Annotated in this window: 19 protein-coding genes; 3 read left to right on the forward strand and 16 right to left on the reverse strand. The window is 48.4% G+C overall.

The window, feature by feature from the left end:
* Window positions 1-12: 12 nt before the first annotated feature.
* From moaA to QU605_RS09740, 4 genes are read right to left on the reverse strand one after another with little or no spacing between them, the layout of a single operon-like run.
* Window positions 13-996, reverse strand: a complete 984-nt coding sequence (gene moaA, locus QU605_RS09725; RefSeq protein WP_289725112.1) for a GTP 3',8-cyclase MoaA — start codon at window positions 994-996, stop codon at window positions 13-15.
* 15 nt (window positions 997-1011) lie between these two features.
* On the reverse strand, window positions 1012-1257 hold the full coding sequence (locus QU605_RS09730) for a MoaD/ThiS family protein (protein WP_289725113.1): 246 nt from the start codon (window positions 1255-1257) through the stop codon (window positions 1012-1014).
* Window position 1258: 1 nt separating this feature from the next.
* The gene (locus QU605_RS09735) at window positions 1259-3430 is read right to left on the reverse strand and encodes a xanthine dehydrogenase family protein molybdopterin-binding subunit (RefSeq protein ID WP_289725114.1); all 2172 of its coding nucleotides are present in this window, start codon (window positions 3428-3430) and stop codon (window positions 1259-1261) included.
* Window positions 3431-3474: 44 nt separating this feature from the next.
* Entirely contained in the window at window positions 3475-3939 is a 465-nt protein-coding gene (locus QU605_RS09740) for a (2Fe-2S)-binding protein (RefSeq protein ID WP_289725115.1), read from the reverse strand.
* A 199-nt stretch (window positions 3940-4138) separates the two neighbouring features.
* On the opposite strand from QU605_RS09740, the gene QU605_RS09745 reads away from it, so the two are divergent.
* Entirely contained in the window at window positions 4139-5230 is a 1092-nt protein-coding gene (locus tag QU605_RS09745; protein ID WP_434967924.1) for a vWA domain-containing protein, read from the forward strand.
* A gap of 8 nt (window positions 5231-5238) precedes the next feature.
* Here the strand turns inward: QU605_RS09745 and QU605_RS09750 are convergent, their stop codons facing one another.
* The 3 genes from QU605_RS09750 to QU605_RS09760 form a co-directional block, all read right to left on the reverse strand.
* Window positions 5239-6705, reverse strand: a complete 1467-nt coding sequence (locus QU605_RS09750) for a M14 family zinc carboxypeptidase (RefSeq protein ID WP_289725117.1) — start codon at window positions 6703-6705, stop codon at window positions 5239-5241.
* A 2-nt stretch (window positions 6706-6707) separates the two neighbouring features.
* The gene (locus tag QU605_RS09755; RefSeq protein WP_289725118.1) at window positions 6708-7403 is read right to left on the reverse strand and encodes an N-acetylmuramoyl-L-alanine amidase; all 696 of its coding nucleotides are present in this window, start codon (window positions 7401-7403) and stop codon (window positions 6708-6710) included.
* 84 nt (window positions 7404-7487) lie between these two features.
* Entirely contained in the window at window positions 7488-8381 is an 894-nt protein-coding gene (locus tag QU605_RS09760) for a pirin family protein (protein WP_289725119.1), read from the reverse strand.
* A gap of 56 nt (window positions 8382-8437) precedes the next feature.
* On the opposite strand from QU605_RS09760, the gene QU605_RS09765 reads away from it, so the two are divergent.
* Window positions 8438-9769 (forward strand): serine hydrolase domain-containing protein, encoded by a 1332-nt coding sequence (locus tag QU605_RS09765; RefSeq protein WP_289725120.1) that lies wholly within the window; start codon window positions 8438-8440, stop codon window positions 9767-9769.
* 234 nt (window positions 9770-10003) lie between these two features.
* On the opposite strand, the gene QU605_RS09770 is transcribed toward QU605_RS09765, so the two are convergent.
* The 7 genes from QU605_RS09770 to QU605_RS09800 all read right to left on the reverse strand — a co-directional run bounded on the left by QU605_RS09770 (window position 10004) and on the right by QU605_RS09800 (window position 16216).
* A complete protein-coding gene (locus tag QU605_RS09770) occupies window positions 10004-10846 on the reverse strand; it encodes a 1,4-dihydroxy-2-naphthoyl-CoA synthase (protein ID WP_289725121.1) in 843 nt (280 codons plus the stop codon).
* Between the two features lie 58 nt (window positions 10847-10904).
* A complete protein-coding gene (locus tag QU605_RS09775; RefSeq protein ID WP_289725122.1) occupies window positions 10905-12155 on the reverse strand; it encodes a glycosyltransferase in 1251 nt (416 codons plus the stop codon).
* 10 nt (window positions 12156-12165) lie between these two features.
* The gene (locus tag QU605_RS09780; protein WP_289725123.1) at window positions 12166-13677 is read right to left on the reverse strand and encodes a DEAD/DEAH box helicase; all 1512 of its coding nucleotides are present in this window, start codon (window positions 13675-13677) and stop codon (window positions 12166-12168) included.
* A gap of 115 nt (window positions 13678-13792) precedes the next feature.
* Window positions 13793-14722, reverse strand: a complete 930-nt coding sequence (locus tag QU605_RS09785) for a 2-hydroxyacid dehydrogenase (RefSeq protein ID WP_289725124.1) — start codon at window positions 14720-14722, stop codon at window positions 13793-13795.
* A gap of 12 nt (window positions 14723-14734) precedes the next feature.
* Window positions 14735-15421, reverse strand: coding sequence for an ATP-binding cassette domain-containing protein (locus tag QU605_RS09790; protein ID WP_289725125.1), 687 nt, complete (start codon window positions 15419-15421; stop codon window positions 14735-14737).
* Window positions 15418-15693 (reverse strand): hypothetical protein, encoded by a 276-nt coding sequence (locus QU605_RS09795; protein WP_289725126.1) that lies wholly within the window; start codon window positions 15691-15693, stop codon window positions 15418-15420. Before QU605_RS09795 ends, QU605_RS09790 begins: the two co-directional genes overlap by 4 nt.
* Before the next feature lie 7 nt (window positions 15694-15700).
* A complete protein-coding gene (locus QU605_RS09800) occupies window positions 15701-16216 on the reverse strand; it encodes a DUF6155 family protein (protein WP_289725127.1) in 516 nt (171 codons plus the stop codon).
* Between the two features lie 174 nt (window positions 16217-16390).
* Here QU605_RS09800 and QU605_RS09805 point away from each other — a divergent pair, with 174 nt between their 5' ends.
* A complete protein-coding gene (locus tag QU605_RS09805; RefSeq protein ID WP_289725128.1) occupies window positions 16391-17254 on the forward strand; it encodes a sigma-70 family RNA polymerase sigma factor in 864 nt (287 codons plus the stop codon).
* 450 nt (window positions 17255-17704) lie between these two features.
* Here QU605_RS09805 and QU605_RS09810 read toward each other — a convergent pair whose 3' ends face one another.
* Both QU605_RS09810 and QU605_RS09815 read right to left on the reverse strand, forming a co-directional pair.
* Window positions 17705-18922 carry a YaiO family outer membrane beta-barrel protein gene (locus QU605_RS09810; RefSeq protein ID WP_289725129.1) on the reverse strand — a complete coding sequence of 406 codons (1218 nt, stop codon included), beginning with the start codon at window positions 18920-18922 and terminating at the stop codon, window positions 17705-17707.
* Window positions 18923-18933: 11 nt separating this feature from the next.
* A complete protein-coding gene (locus tag QU605_RS09815; RefSeq protein ID WP_289725130.1) occupies window positions 18934-20232 on the reverse strand; it encodes a tetratricopeptide repeat protein in 1299 nt (432 codons plus the stop codon).
* Between the last annotated feature and the right edge of the window lies 1 nt (window position 20233).

Raw genomic sequence — 20233 nt, forward strand, 5'->3', positions numbered from 1 at the left:
GCATGTATGAGGTTAGCCTCCTATTGAGGTCATGGAACTTCCAAATATAGAGCCGAAACGGTCCTGTGCTTCAAAGCCATCTTTGGCCCTGGATCCGACAGCGCGCACAAGGGCCTCTTCCACAAAAGAATCCTGCAGACCTGACCTGAGGGTATCCCTGAGATTGGCCACTGGTTTTCCATACAGGCAGGTAATGAGATCCCCTGTTGCCGTTACCCTAAGGCGATTACAGCTTCCGCAAAAGGTCCGGCTAAAGGAAGGGATGATGCCAAAGGAGCCGGTGTGTCCAGGTATTTTATAGTTCACAGAAGTAGAAGTAAGCGGGGCTGGAAGTTTTTCAAATGAAGGATACCGCTTTTGAATGTGCTCCAGGATTTTTCGATGGTTCCAATTGAGGTCCTTGAAATTCCGACTCCCACCATTAAAAGGCATTTCTTCAAGAAAACGCACGCTAACAGGATGCACCCGCTGGAATTCCAGCATATGATGGATATCCTCCTCGTTCTGCCCCTCGAGGACGATAAAGTTTATCCGCACCTTTATTTTGGATTCGATAAGTCGCATCAGGTTTTCATGCACCAGTTCGAATTGATCCCGACGCGTGATTCGCTTAAAAGATTCCGGGGTAATCGCGTCCAGACTCACATTTACGCTATGCACCCCATATTCCTCCAGTTGTTCAATGTAAGGACCTATAAGTGTCGCATTGGTTGTGATCGATATCTCGCGTAAGCCTTCGAGGCCGGAAAGGTGCTCAATGAGCTGCATTACATCTTTGCGAACGAAGGGTTCCCCCCCGGTTAACCTTATTTTATCGACACCCCTGCTTGCCAGAATATTGCAAAGGCGCTTCATTTCGTCTATACTCAGGAGGGATTTCCGATCCGAGAAGGCGATTCCCTCTTCGGGCATGCAATAATTACATCTGAGGTTGCACCGATCGGTGACCGCCAGGCGGACGTAATTAATGACGCGGTTGTGATTATCTATCAACATATTTTTTCTTTCTTTCTATCCCCCACTAACCGGAGGAATCAAAGCAATTTCATCTGTATCCTGTATAGGATCCCTGTGTTTCGCATAGGATTGGTTCACGGCTACAGCCATAGAAGTCAAATCCGCTAATCCGGGAAATCCTTTTTTGAGGTATGTGACCAGATCCTCCACGGTTTTGAGCCCATCCGCTTCTTTAGAAGGAATTTCAAGGCTGCCTGAGCCCACAATATCCCTGGTTACCCCAAACAGCAGTACTGTCATACTATCCAATGATTTCTTTTTCCGGAATGCGAAGATCCTTTAATTCTGTGATAAAGGGCTGATTGTACAAACGCTTACCCGTAGCCGCTTTAATGGCATTTGCCAGGGCTGCACCGGCAGGCGGCAGGGTTGGTTCTCCAAGACCTGTAGGCGATTCCGTGTTTTTAATAAAATGGGTTTCCACTTTGGGAACGTCTTTGATGCGTATCATGCGATAGCCGTCAAAATTAAGGGATTGAGGTGCTCCATTGCTAAAAGCAAAATCCCCGTACATGGCATGGCCTATACCATCAATCACACCCCCTTCTACCTGATTGCGCGCACCAAGCGGATTCACGACAATGCCGCAATCCACAACGCACACCACGCGCTTGACAACAGGAGCCCCATCTTCAATAACGACATCCGCCACTTCTGCCACATGACTGTTATGGCAGTAATAGGCAGAAAAACCCTGGTAAACGCCATCAGGGGCTTTCCCCCAACCCGATTTGTCCACCGCGGTACGAATGACCTTCTGCATCCTTTCGGGGGAGTACTGTATGCGGTCATCTGTAGTTCCTTTTACTTTATCCAGAAGATCCAACCTTAACTGAATCCGGTCGGTTTCCATCATTTCCGCCAATTCATCAAAGAAGCTTTGTTCGGCGAAGGCGAGGAAATTCGTGTAAGGAGCTCTCCATGCACCTGTGGTTATTTTACTGTCAAATTTGGCGACATCCACCTGATAGTTTTCCAAAGCTCCTGCAGGAAAAAAATTAGGGATAAGTCCATACATATTGGAGTTTATCGCGGCTTCTTTGAGGTGGTATCCGGTTACTTCCCCGTCTTTTACCGAAGCTGCTATGCGGTATTTAATGGCCGGTCGATAAATCCCGTCGGCCATATCGTCTTCTCTTGAAAAAACGACCTGTACCGGCTTGCCGGACAGATTGGAAATCTCTGCGGCTTCAAGGACAAAATCTCCGTATAATCGCCTGCCGAAACCGCCGCCCTGCCGGGTCATTTCCAAATGTATATCTCCCACTTCCCTTTCCAGCACTTGCGCCACCCGCTCTGCCGTGCCCTTGGGGGTTTGTATGGGCCCGACAAGATGGATTTTCTCAGAGGTCACATCCGCGTAAAAATTCATGGGCTCCATACAATTATGAGGCAGAAACGGCGACTCATAAGTGCGTTCCAGTACGAAATCCGCACTGGAGAAGGCCTTTTTCACATTCCCATCCTTTCGCAGGGTTTCAAATGATTTTCCGTCGAGGAGTCCTGTGAGTATTTTATGGTGATCCTCTGTGCTTTCAAGGGCTGCATCCGATTTCCAGGAGAGCTTGAGCGCTTTTTTACCCTTCATGGCGGTCCAAGTATCTGTGGCAATTACAGCTACTTTATCCCCGAAACGGACAACGTCCTGAACTCCGGATATGGCACGGGCCTCTGAATCGTCGACTGCATCTAGGGTCTGCCCAAAAGCAGGAGGTCTTGCCACACATGCGTAAAACATACCCTCTTTTTTATAATCCAGTCCGAAAAGGGGTTTTCCCGTAATGATCTCATCGATGTCCACATTGGGAATTTCCTGCCCGATGATATGGAAATCCCGCACGGATTTTAGTTTCACATCTTCGGGTATTTCCATACCTGCTGCCTGATTTACGACGTCGCCATAAGTAAGGGTTTCGCCTTTGGAGTTGGTGATCACTCCCCTGCTCGAAGTACACTCTGAGGGGTCCACGCCCCATTGGGCGGCGGCGGCATTGACGAGCATTTGTCGGGCGGTGGCACCTGTTTTACGAAGGGGTTCCCATCCATGACGGATGGACTGACTCCCCCCGGCGACCTGACGGTCGTAGTTTTTGGCGTCCAGTGGGGCCTGAACCACAAAGACATCCTCCCAATTGACATCGAGCTCCTCTGCGATAATCATCGGCATGGAGGTCTTGACCCCCTGTCCGATTTCCGGGTTTGGTGAAAAAATAGTTACCGCCCCATTATCGGCAATTTTTATAAAGGCGTTGAAATCGTTGTAATTCAGGGAAGCCAAATCAATGGCGGGCTCGGCTCCTGGCTTACAAGATTCAAATAAAGTGAACCCTATAAGGAGTCCACCTCCGGCCAGGGAAGTGGCTTTCATAAAATCCCTTCGGCTAAAGTGCTGATCGTTCTTTTTTGGTGACATTTCGGAGTCTTTTAAGGTCTTTTGTATTCGTTCTTCTTCAATCACTAAGATTGTGTTTCACGGGCGGCCAGGGTGACGGCTTCATGAATCCGCTGGTAGGAGGCGCAACGGCAAATGTTCCCGTTCATGGCTTCGCGGATTTCAGCTTCAGAGGGGTTCGGGTTCTTTTCAAGTAAGGCAACGGCAGACATTATTTGGCCGGACTGGCAATACCCGCATTGCGGCACGTCGACAGTTTTCCAGGCTTTCTGAACCGGGTGGGACCCATCTTCGGACAGCCCTTCTATGGTTGTGATTTCACTGTCCTTAACCTGTCCTACAGACATGACGCAACTTCTTACCGGATTGCCATTGACGTGAACCGTACAGGTGCCGCACAAGGCAATTCCGCACCCGTATTTTGTCCCTACCAGGTCGAGATGGTCCCGTAGAACCCATAATAGCGGCGTATCCGCACTTACATCTACCGAATGGGAATTCCCATTAACCTTAATCGTATAATTTGGCATGGTTTGAAATATTAATTCGTGGCTACCCTTAAAAATATCAAATTTTGGGCGAAGTGTGCTCAATTTAACAGGATATTTAAGTTTTAGGGTGCTGTATGGCGTGAAAACTACTTCTATTTCGATACAGTCTTTTTTGATTGGGGCCAGATACTAGGATTCTGAAAAGGCCGTTTTCCTTGAAACGAACAAATCCATGAAAATGATCACACACTTAAAATCAGCATTGCTTTTCTTTGGGCTCCTGGCAGTAGTTTCCTGCGGAAATTCTGATGACGATGTCCAATTCAACCCGAACCTCGATAACGATCTGGGTATCGGACAGGCCGTAGACGACTGCATCGATCTGGGAAGCGATGAATTACTGCTTTCGATACAGGATAAATTTACAACCCTGCCGGGGAAGGTATCTGTATTTTTTAGGGTTACGGATGTCACAGGGAATCCGGTTGCCGGGTTAACTGCCGACCAGTTTACCATCTACGAACAGGGAAGGAATGACGATTGTTTCAAAACGATTTCTCCCTCCGAATCTCTGGCGCGAATCTCTCCCAATTCACAGGTGTTTACAAATCATACGCTTCTGGTTCTGGATTTGAGCAACAGTGTTTTGAGTTCAAGTCTTACGGAATTGAAATCAGCTTCAAGTAGTTTTATCAATAATGTAATGGACAGCCAGCAATCCGATTCGTTTCAAATGGCCATATTCTGGTTCGACGGACAGGACATCCTGCACGAATTGCATCCCCTTACCCCTTCCAGGGAAGCCCTATTGGAAGCCATTGACGGCATTACACCGGAAATTAGCGACGATCCTTCTACGGACTTATACGGGGCCGTGATCAAGAGCACAGAGGCAGCGGAATCCCTGGTGCAGGAAAGTTCGGAAAGCAACACCATAGGAGCCGCATCGGTCGTCCTTTTTACAGACGGAACCGATCAGGCGTCGCGCTATAGGGAGCAGGATGCCCTGGATAAAGTTGCAGAGGCGAATTCGAACATCTCATTTTTTACCATCGGCCTAGGAACCGAAATCGATACCCAGATTCTGGAATCCGTAGGAAAGACCTTCAGCGTTTTTGCCGGAAATAAAGAGGAACTGGAGACTACATTCAACCAATTATCCCAGAAGGTTTCGGAGCGCGCGAACAGCTTTTACCTCTTTGAGTACTGCAGCCCGAAAAGAGATGGGAGTGGTGAAAACAACCTTGTCATCCAGGTTGTAAGGGGCAGCCAGCAGGGCGCCGTCCAGACCCGCTTTGATGCAAGCGGGTTCACCGGAGGCTGTCAGTGATTGGGTGCCTATCGGAAAATCATGCTGTTTTTCCCTTTACCTTCCTGTTTGGGAATGTGATAGAGAAACCCATTGATCACAGCATATTGGGCTTTCCCGCCCGAATTGAGGAAAAAAGTAGGGTTCGTCCCGTTTCTCAGCCGGAATTCAGCGGGTTTATAGCTTTCGGAAATCAGGTGGACGGGATAGGGAGAATTCGACAGGTTCAGCGGCAGGTTTTTGACGCGCACGTAGCCGATGCCCTCCCTTAACAAGGCCCAGAAGTCGAGCTTTTCAATCGCCTTGAGGTCCGCCAGGACTTCAGGATACACTCTGGCTGCCTCCAGGCGATATCCGGACCCGTCAAGGGTCTGATACCCGTAATAGGTCGAGAGGTCCCCAAGGTCTACAATCCGGCTGCTGTACCAAAAATCCTGATGATCGGCATCATCCACCTCAGGTCTCTGGATGCCTATATCCATTATATAATCTTCGCCCAGGAGTGGATAGGTAACTCCCTCAATCTTTAAATCGAAGAGTTTACGATCATTTTCGGGGATAGACTCGTAGCCCTCCAGGGAAGTATTTGCATAGGAACCTGTGGCGATGGTGTAAATAGCAGAAAGAATTGAGACGTAATTAAGTTTCCGAATTTCTTGTTTTTCGACATCGTCGGCATATCCCCCGGATTCAATAAGGATGGCACTGGTACCCCATTTCTGAATGTTGTCCCCAAAGGCCCGCGGTTCAAAATCGTCGTTGTATTTACCGACCTGCCCCGGGGCGTAATTCTGTATGATACCATTCATAAAGGCGATCACCCTCATGGCATTTTCCCGAACCAGGTTAATCTCCTTTTCGTAGTTGTAAGCCGGGGCCAGATACGAAATGGTCGCGGGTTTGGGGGTTCGCTCTGCATTGTAATACGTGCTCTGATCATGCAGGTTAAAGCCAAATTCTGCGTCCAGACTGTCTCGGACTCTTTTTAGGGTTCGCCCCTCGGGGGATTGCAGGCGAAGTGCATCCCGATTGATATCAATACCCAGGGTATTGTGCCTGGCAAAAACTTCAGCCCCATCCGGGTTCAACATAGGCAGAAAATGGAGCCGCACCGATTTTAAAATGGCCTGCTTTTCCGATCCCTGATCCGGAGAAGCCAGAAAGTTCAGAATATCGAAAATAGCCTGGGTTGCCGTCGGCTCATTTCCATGCATCTGGGACCAGAGATAGACATCCGTTTCCCCCTGCCCGATACTGATCAGCCGCAGCGCCCTGCCCTCGATAGATCTGCCTACAGTACGCACTTCAAATCCGGAACGCGCGTCAAAGGAATCGATAAGGGGTTGCAGGTCCGCGTGTTTGATCCTCCGCTTATTGAGGCTTTCTTCTTTATAAGAATCATAGGTTTCATAGAGGTTGGATGTAAAACGGTCTGTCTGGCCCTGAAGCGAAAAGGTCACAACCAGTAAGAAAATTGTAATAAAGGATCGGATCATGGTTAGGGTAATTCTGGATTAGGTTTAAAGGACAGGTCACTGAGGTTTTGGCGGACCTGATCCATAAATGCTTCTCCGGGATCGGTTTTCAACGTCCGATACCCGCTATCTTTTTCGAGCCACAGCGGATGTCCTTCAAAAGCAGTGTACTCATAGTGGCCGATTAGGTATTCAATCGGATATTTCTTAGCCAGGAAACGCACCAATAGCGTATTGGACTCAAGCTGTGCTTCGGTAAGCGGAGTCTCCGGGGTGCCTCCCACATTTTCGATCCCAATGGCGCAATGATTTAAGCCAATGGTATGCCGCGCCATGACGGTATCCGGTAACAGCTGATAAATCGTCCCGTCCTGGTCAACCAAATAATGGGCGGAAACATTCAGGGCCCCGGCTTGTTGTATGTCCCCCCTGGCGGAGGGCAGACGCTCAGGTTGAAAGGCCTCGAGGGAGCCTTCCAGTGTTGGAATGGCCGTCCAGTGAAGGACTACCATCCGGGGGGTAATAGCAGGTGTTCTGGCAGGCAGATCGTAGCGGGATTTTAAATATGCTATGGTAAGGGCCTGCCGATCCGGACCAAACGAAATCGGGCGTTCGACAATAACAGGTCGTGTACTGCCACAGGCCATGACGCCCAATAACAGGACAGATAAAGCGAATAAGGTATGTAACCTGAGTAATCTGTAAATTTTCCTTTTCATTGCCCCAATCAATTATCTGCCCGGAGACGGTCCAAACCCCAATCCTAAAAGTTCTATGGGCAAAACGAAAGTAGGTTATTCCTGTTAATTTTTCAACGGGGAATTCGATTCCGGTAAGGGAATATAACTCAGTTCCCCCTCCATCATCGGAAAGGATTTTTCCTTCCAGGCCAGTCTGGCCGCATCAATTTTGGATCGATCAGAGGAAACAAAATTCCAGTTGATATAGCGCTCCCCTTCAAGAGGTTCGCCTCCAAAAACCAATAAATGAGTCTGGGAATCACAGGAAACCTGGCAGGAGTCCCCGGGTTTTGAATACAGGATGCTCCCTACCGCTACCTCCTCATTACAAGCCCTGACAATACCACTTACCACAACGATGCCTATTTCTCCAGACACCCCTTTAGAAAGATCCAGAACGCTGGGCTGCCCTATCCGTAGTTCAAGGAAGAACATTTCTGAATAATGAGGTATGGGGGATTCCCTTCCGTAAGCTTTACCCGCAATAAGGGTATAGGAAACCGAATCCTGCTTCCATTGGGGAAGCTCAGACTTGTCCGCATGGAAAAATGCCGGTTCCATGTCCTCAAGATTCGAAGGCAATGCGATCCAAATTTGATATCCGTGAAGCGTGAAAACCGCCCCATTCCGCAATTCCTCAGGCGTCCGCTCCGTGTGTGTGACGCCACTGCCCGCCACCATTAAATTGACCGACCCGGGCTCGATGCGTTGACGGGTTCCCAGGCCGTCCCGATGCTCCAGAGTACCTTCGAAAAGATAGGTAAGTGTCGCAAGGCCAATGTGGGGGTGCTGCCCGACATCCATGTAACGTTCAGGCCCGAGCGCTACCGGGCCCATATGGTCTATAAAGATAAACGGGCCAATCATTCTTTTTTTACGAAAGGGCAACAACCGGCCGACAAGAAAATCGCCAATATCCCGGCTCCGTTCAGGGATGATCATACCGCTGTGTGACATAGTGTATTTGAGTATATTCGCTTCAGAAAGATACTGTAATTGAAATGAAAACAGGAATGCGGAAGCTAAAGTGGGTACTCCTTTTTGTACTCCTTCTGGGAATCGGGGTTTACACCCAATACCCGAAATTAACGATCATCAGCGGTTATACTGCCAAAAACATGACCTCCTCCGTTTTTGTGGCGGGAAGATCTGCTGAATCCGTCGTAGCAAGTGATCATGCTTCCGGGCTTATTTCACTGGCCACGGAACAGGTGGATCCCGAATCTGAAAGCGCATCGTCCAGCGTTTTTGGGATGCAGAAAAGACGGGCAGTCTACCGGAAAGGCCTTGGTGCGGTCCTGCTGCCAAAGGACACTGAAATACCGGAAACCTATCGTACCCCAGAGCGCAGGCAAACGCCTTCACCCCTGCCCTATCCCATCGGGCATGGCCAGCCTGCAGACACCCTGTTTCCGGAAGTGGATTACGAACAGCTGGAACGGGGCGTGGACCAGGCATTTGCCAACCCCGACCAGCAAAAGACCCGAACCCTGGCCATTCTCTATAAAAATCGGCTGCTTACGGAACGATATGCTGAAGGTTTTGGCCCGGAAACCCCAATTTTAGGATGGTCTATGACCAAGAGTATCCTGGCCACCTTATATGGTATTCTGGAACACCAGGGTCGCCTGGACCTTCTTGACAGGCCTGAAATCACTCAATGGAAGGCAGATGCCCGAAAAGAGATCACCTATAATGATTTGCTGCGCATGCAGAGCGGCCTCTCATGGGAAGAGGATTACACGCGTATTTCTGATGTTACCCGTATGCTGTTTTTAAGTGAAGACATGACCGTGCCCCAAATCGAAAAAGAATTGGTGGGCCCGATTGGAAAAACCTGGTACTATTCCTCGGGCACTTCGAACTTATTGTCGGGGCTGCTGAGAAAACACTTAAAAGACGATCAGGCGTATCTGAATTTCCCCTATAGAGAACTCATCGATCGCATCGGGATGTACACCATGGTCCTGGAAACAGATTTGGCGGGAAATTTTGTGGGATCATCCTACGGGTGGGCTTCTACCCGGGATTGGGCAAGGTTTGGTCTGTTATACCTGAATCGCGGGAAATGGGGACAGGATCAGATTTTCGATCCCTCCTGGATCGATTATGTTACCCGGCCCACGGATAATTCTGAAGAGGACTATGGAGCGCACTTCTGGCTAAATGCCGGAGGAAAGTATCCGGAGGCTCCATCCGATATGTATATGGCCAATGGATTCGAGGGACAACACGTTTTTATAATCCCCTCTAAAGATCTGGTGATTGTGCGGACAGGGCTGGCAGAAGATCCCGATTTCGACCTGAACGCCTTTTTCAGGGAAGTCCTTGCCGCCTTCCCATGACAGGATCCTCGGAATTAATCCTTCCCTGGCAGTACCATTCTACAGCTATTTCCAGTCTGACAACGTAATTACCGCTTTTCACAACAATTAGTTTTCCGGTAAGGCCTGCTGGCGTAAGTTTACATCGTAATCAAAAACAAATATCAAGTTTTTTTTCATTTTCATATAGTGTTCTCGTAAAAGAGTCCTGTCGATAAGGCAGGACTCTTTTTAGTTTTAGGAAAATCTGAACACTTACGGAATCCATTTGTCTTTCCCGAAATCCGGTTTCCGCTTCTCCAAAAATGCATTTCTCCCTTCCTTGGCTTCATCGGTCATATAGGCCAGACGTGTGGCCTCCCCTGCGAATACCTGCTGGCCAACCATGCCGTCATCTGTCAGGTTCATGGCGAACTTCAGCATTTTGATGGAGGTCGGAGATTTAGCGAGTATTTCCTGCGCCCATTCATAGGCAGTATCCTCCAGGTCTTTATGTGGAATAACCGCATTGACCATTCCCATGTCGTACGCCTGTTGGGCGGAGTAATTCCTCCCCAGAAAAAAAATCTCCCGCGCGCGTTTCTGTCCGATCATCTTGGCGAGATAGGCAGACCCGTATCCCCCGTCAAAACTGGTGACATCTGCATCAGTCTGTTTAAAGATCGCGTGTTCTTCACTGGCGAGGGTCAGGTCGCAAACCACATGCAGGCTATGACCGCCCCCAACGGCCCATCCCGGGACAACGGCAATAACGACTTTGGGCATAAACCGTATGAGCCGCTGTACTTCGAGGATATTCAACCGATGGTAGCCATCCTCCCCCACATATCCCTTGTGCCCCCGGGCCTTTTGGTCTCCACCACTGCAAAAGGCGTAGCCCCCGTCTTTAGGCGAAGGACCTTCTCCTGAGAGCAATACCACACCGATGGAGGTGTCTTCCTGTGCATCGTAAAATGCTTCGTAAAGTTCTTTGGTCGTCTTGGGACGGAAGGCATTGCGCACCTCCGGGCGATTGAAAGCTATACGGGCTACTCCATTTGCTTTCTTATAGGTTATGTCTTCAAAGGCGCCAACAGATTTCCAGGGTATGTTCTTCATGGTACAAAAGTTTTTGTGGACTGCAGATTAGGTTGTAAAGATACTATCCCCACCCAAATTAATCTTCTCCTTTTTCTTTGGCCTCGATCCATTTGGAAAGATAGCGCACCCTCCCGAAGGCCTCGTCCCGGAGCATATTTTCCAGGATTCGGGTTTCTTCCGGTACGACCTCAATGGGCTTTTCAAGCATCTCCAGAGCCTTAGTAAGCGGTGAAAAGGTGGTCATATGGTGTTTGGCCGCCTCCGTTTTTTGGATCGAAAGCGCGCGCTCCCATACCGTGGCATGGTTGTAAAGATGAACCGCCTTCCGGGCAAAATCATCGGCGGTGTCCGCCGAAAATGCGACTTTGCCCGATGTGTTCAGGATGCCCTCAAAGGCCATTGAAGTCCCCATAGTTGGCAGGCCGTGCCGGGCTGCTTCCAGCACCTTACCCTTGACTCCTGCCCCGAATCGCAGAGGTGCGATTTGTACCCTGGCCTTCCCGAATACTGTTTTAAGGTCCGGGGCCCAGCCTTTTACTTCAAAACCTTCTTCAGGCTTGTGGAGTTGCAGAATGTGCTCCGGAAGGTACGCCCCGTAAATCTGGAGTTTCCCTTTGGGAAGGAGGCTTCTGATCCTCGGCCAGATTTCGCCTTTTAGTTGTAAAATAGCGTCCAGGTTGGGCCGGTGTTTTCCATTCCCTATAAATACAAAATCGGATCGTCCGTCAAATGATTGTACTTTACCCTGTTCCTCTATAAGTGATCCAAAGGGGACGTAAACGAGTTTATTTCGAAGCAAGGGCACCTCGCCTGTGAGCAGTTCCATTTCCGGTTTTGAGATGATCAGGTTTAAGTCTGCCCGAAACAGGCTGGCAATTTCCCGATAAAACCTGGGGTCCCTAACCCAGTCAGAAGGACGCCACACCCTCCCCTTTCGAACCGCTTCTTCTCTGGAATACCTCAGGGAATGAAGGTCTTCCGTATCCAGTAACAGACGGGCATTTGGAAGGCAATCCCGTATCCGCCAGCTGAATTGCTCTTCGGTAAGGAACCTGTCAAAAAGAATGAGGGAAAACCTTCGGGCGCTGAGAAAACGATCAAATGAAGTATCGTTAAGCCGTATTCGCACCTTCTCAATTCCGAGAGATTCCAAATCCGCCTCATAAGCCCCAGGGCCCGCAGTACTGGCAAATGTGATCTGATACCCCTTCTGGAGAAAGCCCTGCAGGAGCCACATTATTCGCTGCCCGGCCGCCGTGGCGTTTGGCTCTGGCCAGGTGTAGCCAATTACCAGCAGCGATTTGGGGATGGTATCCGGCTCAGACATTTCTTAAAAGCTATAGACGGGCGGCAAAGAGCTGGGAGATCCGAAGTCGCAGTTTGCGTTCGTAATCCTCCTGTAGCCAGTCCCGGTAATTCTGCGTATTGTTCATAATGCAATAGGAATATTGCTTGATTCTGAAGTGAATCTCATCCTGCAGGGATTTGGCGAGGATCCGCGCATCAAAAATATCATTTGCATTCTCCACGCAAATACGGGCGTGCTGCTCGATGCTCTGTTCCAGAACCTCCTTGGACTTTCGGCCATTCGCGAAGGCTTCCTTATACGCCGCTTTGATGTCCATATCAATAGACTCAGAATTCTTGAACCGCTCCCGGAGTTCATCGGGCATGACGTAGACGAATTCCCGTTCGATTTCTTCATCATTGCGGATGTTTTCAAGGTAGAAGTCAGGGAAATGGAATATCTCCTGCCAGTCCACAGGGCCATCCCAGGGACCGAAGCGGGCGATATTATTCCCAAGGTCAATTACAGTAAATTCTTCCTTATCCTTAAGGATTCGGGAACCCCTCCCGATCATTTGAAAATACAGTGTAAGGGATCGCGTAGCGCGATTCAGAATAATGGTCTGCACGCTGGGTTCGTCAAAACCGGTGGTCAGGATGCTTACAGAGGTCAGGATGGCATCCGGTGTATTCGAAAACCATTCGAGAATTTCACTGCGCTCAGAAGCGGTATTCTTGTTGTCGAGATGCCTGATGGGGTACCCTGCCCTTTTAAAGATCTCATGTACGTATTTTGAGGTGTTTATCCCATTGTTAAAGATCAGGGTTTTGGTGCCTTTTGCCAACTCTTCGTAGGAGCTCACCAATTTGCCGAGCATCAACTGGTTGCTGTATAAGGCATCTGAAGAACGGACGGTGTAATCCCCGTTGATCCCCAGTTTAAGGGATTTCAGGCTGACATCGTTATTGTACATATTGGCCCTGGCCAAAAACTTCTTGGAAATCAGGGAGGAAATGGACTCGCCTACGATGAGCTTTTTGTAGTGGTCCTTCATGGGAAGCTTAATATTCGAACTAAGCGGGGTCGCGGTCACCCCCAGAATAATGGCCTTTTCGAAGTATTTAAAAAGTTTCCTGAACGAATTATAGTGGGCTTCATCAATGATCACCATACCTATACCATGCAGCTCGATAGCCTGTTCCTGAAGGCGATTATTCAAGGTCTCTACCATGGCGACAAAACATTGGTATGACTCCTCATCCGGGAGCTCTTTTACGTCGCTGTTGATGATTTTGTTGTGCACCCCGAAGCCTTCGAGCATCCGGGAGGTCTGTAAACTCAATTCAATCCGGTGGGTAAGGACGACTACTTTTTTGCCTGTCTCGGCGATATAGCGTTTGGCAATTTCAGAAAACACGACGGTTTTACCGCCACCTGTAGGCAGCTGATAGAGCAGGTTGATATCTTCCGGAGATTCCTCCAGAACCCCAAAAATCTTATTCAGATCCTGGAGTTGGTAATCGTAGAGCGTTTTTTCAGAATAGGCTGTTTTAGTCCCCAATACTTCAGTTTTTCACAGTCGAAGAGCCGGAAGGATTGTACAAACCGGATCAATTTGCAAAACTACTGGATTTTTATACTTTGACGAAATCCAATCGTTGGATAACCGAATAAATTTAGTAGCCCGCCTTGCGGGAGACCAGATTAGCCGGGGTATCACCCGTCAGAAGTTTGTTGTAATTCGAAAGGATTTGAGGGGCTACCGAATCAGGATGTGAAACACTGGCTATATGCGGAGTGATATGCACCGAAGGGTGCTTCCAGAACGGGTGTTCCCCGGGCAGGGGCTCATTGTGAAAAACATCCAGACAAGCCTCTGAAAGCAGCCCCTGGTCCAAAGCATGCAACAGGTCATCATCTACCAGTAAGGGTCCGCGGGCCACGTTGATCAGGCTGGCTCCAAAAGGGAGATTCCGGAATACCTCCGTGTTTAGGATTCCACGGGTTTGTGGGGTAAGGGGTAAAAGGCATACGAGCACCTCGGCCTGCTTCAAAAAATCAGTGCGGCCGGATATTCCGCTGTAGACCGGGAAGGCTACTTCGGGGGTGGAGTTTCGGGTCCACCCGACAACGGACATCCCAATGGATCTGAGGGAAGCGGCTACAACCAGGCCGAGCTCGCCCAGTCCCATGATGCCAACAGTGACTTCAGAAAACCTCTTATAAGCTTCAGGCTGCCATAGTGCCGAAGCTTCGTTGTATTTATAGCGCTGCAACCTTTTGAGTATCCCTGCGATTTCCGCAAGTACAAATTCGGCCATATCTGACGCCAAATACGGATCTACAACACGCATAACAGGGATTTCCGGGGAAATCGTCTCATCCTCCATAATAAAGTCCACCCCTGCACCCAGGCCGTGTATCCCCAAAAGATTGGGGAATGCCGACAAACTTCCGGGCGGGTGTTTCCAAACGGCGGCCATTTTAACCTCACCCGGGTCAAAAGCATCCCCGGGACCGTATACGGGAATGTCGGGCCTGTGCTTTTTCAGGGCTGCTTTCCATAGTCCTGTTTTTTCGTCATTTCTAAGAATTACAATTGCCATCGGCTACAAATTTTAAACAATGCTCTGATTCGTGCTTTTCGATTCCCGGGGAAGATAGCCCAGGGTAATGAGTTCTGCCCTGTCCCTGAGTTTTTTGAGAAATCCGTTCTTAAGCAACATGAGCGAATCGGAAATTTCACAAATACGTCCAGCATCATGATCGGATATGAGTATTCCCTTACCAGGTTGAACAAGGCGCAGATGATGCACAATCTGATCCCGGATCAGGGGTGCAAGTCCCTTGAAGGGCTCATCGAGAAGTACAAAACCTGCTTCGGAGTAGAGCGTCAAAAGAATTTCAACATAGCGCCTTTCCCCAACGGACATTTGGACTGCCTTCTTCTGAAGCAACGGCAAGAGAAAGGCATCTTCCTTCAGGCCGGCGGGCAACGCCCTACCGAGGTACAACTCAAACGCATCCCTGATCCTCACATGGTGGGGCAAAAACCCGTATTCCGGCAAGTAATTAATTTCTTTCCTGGTCTCTGCAGATCCCCGCAATACCTTATGATCCACTTTTACAAAACGCGAATCTGCAGAAACCGTTTTAAATATGATTTTAAACAGTGTAGACTTGCCCGAACCATTGCGGCCCATCACCCCTGCTATTTCACCGGTTTGGCACTTTAGATATACATCGCTGAGTATGATTTTATCCTTGTACCTTTTCCGGATACTGTCTACATGAAGGACACTCATAGGAGGAAAGATAACACCGTCAAAACCAGGCCAATTCCAAATGTTGCCATCCAAAGTGCCAATCGGCTAAAACCCAGGTTATAGTAGAATACATACTCATTTTCAGACCTGATTTCATAGGTGTAATAATGCAGGACCGGGGCGACAACTAAAAACACAAGTCCAATACCCCAGGGTTCCCGGAAAAGGAGTATCCCCAGCGCAATGGAAATGAGCAGGGCAGGCGGAACAATTCTTTTTTGGAATAAAATAAGGGGCTTAAGTTGTTTCATCACTGGTTCAGGAAGGGTCCAACTGTTCGACAAAGTCCAGGAAAAGTTCCTTATTCGGCCAGTTGGCCCGTTCAACTGCCAATGCAATCTCAGAGTATTGTCCGGCGTATTCCCCATAGATCCGGTGGTGAACCAAATGGGCACCCCATTCGCGAAACGACCTGTACATGCTTTTATAAAAGGCCTCCGGACACTTTTTGACTTTCTCATAACGCAATCCGGTTTCGAGATTAAATGCCATTAAATCCGCCTGTAGGGACGGGTCCACCCCCAGCTTTTTAAAGTGTTTCAGATACTTATGGGCTACGGAGCGCCGGGCCCTGGCCCGTCTGCGCCGCTTCGGAAAATACTCTTCGGCTATGCGGCCCATTGCCTCGGAGAGGAGTTTATCTTCCTTGGGGTTAAAAATGAAGTCGTAATAGGTCTTGACCTCGGGAAATCGCTCGTATAAATCGTGAATTTGTTCCCGAAGGGCATCCTTATCCAGTTGATCCGTATACGTTTTCAGGGCTCGCTTGCTCATCAGAGCTCAAAATAAAGCAGAATTCCGAACTAAAGGGTCTTTCCCTTGCCATTTTCTCACAAATCTTTGTGAAAGCCTCATAAATTATGTAAAACAAATACACCAGGCTTTTGGAAAAGATCAAATAATAATGTATGTTGAGAGAATCTTAACCCGTAATCCAAAAATACATACATGAGGCAACTAAAGATTGTCAAGCAGGTGACCAATCGGGAGTCCAAATCCCTTGATAAGTACCTGCAGGATATCAGCAAAATCGATTTAATAACAGCCAATGAAGAAGTAGAACTTGCACAACGCATAAAGAAAGGAGACCAGGTGGCCCTGGAAAAGCTCACCAAAGCAAATCTCCGATTCGTCGTTTCTGTTGCAAAACAATATCAAAATCAAGGACTTAAACTACCTGACCTTATTAATGAAGGCAATGTAGGCCTGGTTAAAGCTGCAAAGCGGTTTGACGAGACCAGGGGATTTAAATTTATATCCTATGCCGTTTGGTGGATTCGCCAGAGTATCCTTCAGGCATTGGCAGAGCAATCTCGTGTTGTTCGCCTTCCTTTGAATAAAATTGGATCCATCAATAAGATTAAAAAGACCTTCTCTTATCTGGAGCAGGCCCATGAGCGTCCCCCTTCTGCGGAGGAAATCGCCAAAGAACTCGATATGTCCATCAGCGAGGTCAAACAGTCCATTCGGAATTCAGGCCGTCATGTTTCCATGGATGCCCCCTTAAAAGAGGGCGAAGATTCCAATCTTTACGACGTGTTGAGGTCTGGAGAATCTCCCAGACCGGATAAGACCTTAATGCAACAATCGCTGAATACGGAAATTAACAGGGCTCTTGAAACCTTATCTCCCCGCGAAGCAGATGTCATCAAACTCTATTACGGAATCGGAGATCAGCAATCCATGACGCTTGCTGAAATTGGCCAGACCTTTGATCTGACCCGTGAACGGGTCAGGCAGATCAGGGAAAAGGCGATTCGAAAGCTGCGGCATCAGTCCAGGAGCAAGTTGCTCAAAGCGTATTTGGGTTAATTAAAAAATTGGTTAAAATGAAAAAAGCGGGCCTTTCGGCACCGCTTTTTTCGTTCACACACTAATAAACACTAAGAACAATTAAGTCTGCTTATGTCGAAATCTCCAAGGATTTCATTCAGACTCTGGATAAAATCCAGATAGGCTGCGCTGTTTTGATTTTCTTCTGCCATAGAAATTCGCTTTAGAAATAACCGATAAGGACTAGAGGTAGTCTACTTCGGCCAGTTTGTTTATACTTAAAATTTCATTCAATTCTTGAAGGAATGTTAGGTATTCCTCTCCGTAGGTTTCGTATAGCATAGCAAGATTGGGTTTTGAAATGCAAAAATACTAACGCCGATAAAGTCGACTCTCGTATAAAAATTCCGTTTTTTCCGACTATTTGATGGGAATTTGTGGTGAATACCCCATTTTTTGTGGCCAGAAGCCCCCATTAAAAGAAGACTTTTAAATCTGTAAGCGATAGTTCAGGCCTCCACTGACCACCCAGAAAAATGCACCGGATTCCAATAAATACTCCTGCCGCCCTACGCCGAATTGGGCCTGATACAAGTGCTTTCCTTTACCCGGACCGAACTGATATTCAAAAAACAACTGTTGGGATTCGAGAAATAAAACGGATTCGGCCTGCAGCACATCTCCATTAAAGAGTTGACGCAGTTCAGGGCTATAGCCAAAGGAGGCCGTAAGCCCGAGGTAATTGAAATTGTTTGTCAGATACTTTCGCACCGTCATCGTACCGGAACCTACCGGTCCCCTGCCGCCGACAATACTCAAATAAGGCCGGATGCTGAGGTAATAATTCCCTCTGTATATTCCCACGGATGCAGTCAGCAACGTTGCGTTCACATTGCGGAAATCGAGGAATCTGGCCCCCAATGAGGTCTCCATTGCTTTGGGCAGGTTTGCGTAAACCTCCAAAGCCCCTTTGTGATTCGGATAGAGTTCGGAGTCCGAAAATCCATAATTCACATAGGCATAAAAGGTGTTTGAAAGGGTCGGATAAAGATCGAGGTCGTATTGGAGGGCATCCATTCCAAAGCGATTGCTGTAATTGACCCTTGGAATTACTTTTCCGTATTTGGTGTTGCGCTGATATTCCAGGCTGGTATACATCATCGGGTCATAATACGCATCAAAGGCCTCCAGGCGATTGTAAATTGCAATCCTGTTCTTATAATTAGGCGCCTCTTCTTCTACTTCTGCCAGGGCCTCATCCGCCCTGTAGGTTCCCATGATTTCAGCCCTTAACTTGCTGATCGCCTCATTTTCTCCGAGGTAGTTCAGCGCCTTATTGGCCAGTCCTAGCGCTATGGACCTGTTTCCCGCCTGACGCTCGTTGTATATGGCCGAAATCCAGGCATCCTCATTTTTTCGGTCTCTGGATGTAATCCGGTTTAAGTGTTTTCGGGCCCTGGAATAATCCCCCTCCCAGCGATAGGTATTGGCCAGTAAAGTCTGGGCATCCGAATAACGTGGATACGCTTCCAGGATATCTGTCAGGAGCTGTCTGGCCTCACGCCCATTCCCCTGAAAAGCCAGCCCCTGTGCTTTTGAGAAAACAGTTTCAGGATTCATGGCTTCCTCCTGCCCCACCACACCCATAAAGGGGAACCAGAGCAATACCAAAGTGAAATTGAATAATTTATGATTGATTATTTTCATCGTTTTAGGTTTCAGGAAACAGGGAGGTTTACGGGGTCCAGGCTCAATCCAAGTTCCGGTTCGGCACGGGATTCCTGCTTCATTTGTTCCGCGCGATGCAGCTTCTGCTGCAAGACTTTATTCTCTTTAAAATGCCTGTCTATATGGGATTTTAAGGCAATACTTCTTTTGAAATCCCCACCCCAGTAATAAGTATCGAGCAATGCCGCATAGGCATCCTCATAATGCGGGTGCTTTCGTATGACTTGTTCAAGGATTCCCGCAGATTTCGAAAATTCGCCCTCCCAGGCCAGGATACGTCCCAAAAGAATTTCCGCATCTACATGTGAGGGTACCTCTGATAAAATGTACTGACAGAGTTCTATTGCTTTATAGTATTCCCCTTCATGTGCCAAATCACGGGCCAATTCGAAAGCCCTGTCGTAGTCACGTCCCCGAAAGGTGCTTTGAATCCGAAGCAGTTCCCTCTTTTCAGCCTTCGGATAAGGTAAGTAGCCGTTCGGATGGCCTGAAAATGGATCAGTGATATAACCTGCACCATGGGCCATCCCGGAAATTGCCCCCGGATGAATCAGCGTACCTCCTTCATTTCGATACCCTTGCCAAACCTGGGTTTCTTCCAGGCGATAGATTTCTTCCAGTGGGTCCGGGCTGATTGCATAATGGGTGTTATCCTTTCCTGAAGACTGAAGCGGGATGGTTTTTTGATACCAATCGACCAGGGCGTATTTGGTCTTATTCGCAGTCAGTGGAGCGGATTGCGCCAGTAAGGTTGCCAGAAAAAGCGAAAAAACCGCCAGGGTAAACGGGTACACGCGTCCCATCCATAATTGCATGGGGGCACTCAACTTATACAACCCGTAGAAGCATAACCCAAGTGCCACACATACGGACACAACGGGTAAAATCAAAGAAGATGACGTCTTTGTAAGCTCCAGGACCGCTGCCAAATTGGTGCCTGGCATTTCAAACCGGGTTACAAAAAACACCGTAAGAATTCCTTCCACCAATAAGCATCCGGTGAGCACTACCCCGGTAACATAGAGCCCCAATCGAGGTTTGAGTGCTTCGAGCGCATTAAAGGTAAAATACAGGAAGAGCGATAATAGGGCTGTAAACCCCAGATGCTGGGCAGCGAGGATAATTAGGTTGATTCCGGCAAAGGAATCCAAAACACCCTCCGAATACAGGCTGATTTGCTGATAAATCCCAAGCAATAGCAAGCTGGCATAGAATGCGAGAATTAGCCGGGTATAGTCTCCCATCCCCTTTCGCGAAGTCGCCATCTGTTTTTGAATATCCTTTTCCATG

The organism is Robiginitalea aurantiaca, assembly GCF_030380815.1.
In the GTDB taxonomy this organism is placed as follows: Bacteria; Bacteroidota; Bacteroidia; order Flavobacteriales; family Flavobacteriaceae; genus Robiginitalea; species Robiginitalea aurantiaca.